This window comes from Poseidonibacter ostreae (assembly GCF_009208075.1).
Taxonomy (GTDB): domain Bacteria; phylum Campylobacterota; class Campylobacteria; order Campylobacterales; family Arcobacteraceae; genus Poseidonibacter; species Poseidonibacter ostreae.
The window spans coordinates 1-1,044 of sequence record NZ_WFKJ01000108.1 but is presented as its reverse complement, the minus strand read 5'-3'; the positions used below and the strand labels follow the sequence as shown (position 1 = coordinate 1,044).

Here is a 1,044-nt window from a genome sequence, read left to right as displayed (position 1 = left end):
TTCAAAATTTTGTGTCAGTTCGGTAAAATAAAAAATACCAAAGGACACAAAGATGAAGATAGAAATAGATGCAGAACAATTTGCCAAAGATATTAAAGCTGGTAAAAGTATCGGTGGAAAAGATGGAGCATTAAGCTCATTAATAAAACAACTAACAGAAGCTGCACTTGCAGCTGAAATAGATTCTCATTTAACACAAGATTTGAATAAAAATCGTAAAAATGGTTATTCTTCTAAGATTATGAAAAGTGAACATGGTTCTTTTGAACTAGATGTACCAAGAGATAGGAATGGAAGCTTTGAACCAGAAATAGTAAAGAAAAACCAAACTAGCATGACAGGTGAAATAGAAGATAAAATACTTGCTCTTTATTCTCATGGAAATAGTTATTCTCAAATATCAAAACTAATAGAGGATATTTATGGTGTAGGCTTCTCTAGTGGTGCTATTAGTGCTGTAACTGATAAAATAATACCTATGCTTCAAGAATGGAAAGTAAGACCACTAGAAGAAGTATATCCCTTTGTATTCCTTGATGCCATTCATTATAAAGTAAAAGAAGATGGGAAATATATTTCAAAAGCTTTTTATACAGTCTTAGGAGTTAGAGTTGATGGTAAGAAAGAGATACTAGGACTTTATCTAAATGAAAGTGAAGGAGCTAAATTCTGGCTTCAAGTTCTTACAGACCTCAATAATCGTGGTGTTAAAGATATACTAATAGCCTCAGTAGATGGACTTAAAGGCTTTCCTGAAGCTATAAACTCAGTATTTCCAGATACTCAAGTACAACTTTGTATTGTTCATCAAATAAGGAATTCTTTAAGATTTATAGGATCAGCAAATCAAAAACAATTTGCCAAAGAACTAAAAAATGTTTATCAAGCTTTTACAAAAGAAGAAGCAGAAATAGAACTTGATAAACTTGAAGAGAAATGGGGTAAGAAATATCCTATAGTTTTTACTTCTTGGAGAAATAAATGGGAAAATTTATCTGTTTATTTCGAATATCCAGAAGATATTAGAAGAGTGATTTATACAAC

The 1,044-nt window shown here is 30.9% G+C and carries 1 protein-coding gene; it reads left to right on the top strand.

Annotated features, from left to right (window positions below; all coding sequences use genetic code 11):
* Positions 1-52: 52 nt before the first annotated feature.
* On the top strand, positions 53-1,044 hold a 992-nt coding region (locus GBG18_RS14990; protein WP_152192378.1), incomplete at its 3' end, for an IS256 family transposase.